Origin of the sequence: Herbaspirillum sp. WGmk3 (assembly GCF_023952535.1) — a bacterium.
Lineage (GTDB): Bacteria > Pseudomonadota > Gammaproteobacteria > Burkholderiales > Burkholderiaceae_D > Herbaspirillum > Herbaspirillum huttiense.
The window spans coordinates 1-275 of record NZ_JAKYWT010000056.1; the positions used below are offsets into that span (position 1 = coordinate 1).

At 63.3% G+C, this 275-nt stretch carries 1 pseudogene; it reads left to right on the forward strand.

Features of this window, described 5'->3' with window-relative positions:
• Nucleotides 1-275, forward strand: a pseudogene (locus MKD49_RS25920) (hypothetical protein); the annotation flags it as partial.

Consider the following 275-nt stretch of genomic DNA (forward strand, 5'->3'; position numbering starts at 1 on the left):
GAAGTGGTGTCTTCCGCGGAGGCAATCGTCGAGCACCTGCGCCCTGTTGAGAAGGACCCCGAGGTTGCCCGTCCGATCGCTGGGGAGCTCATTGACGCTGTCGGAGCCGACTACGACATCGTCCACGGCGGTTTCGGAAGTCCGACGAAGGTCCCGATGCCCACCCTGCTCGACGCCTTGCTCGTCAAGGGCGACCCGACCAGCCTCGACATGGCCCAGAACACGTGTGAGCATTTGGTTCGCGGTGGCATTTTCGACCAGGTCGGTGGCGGATT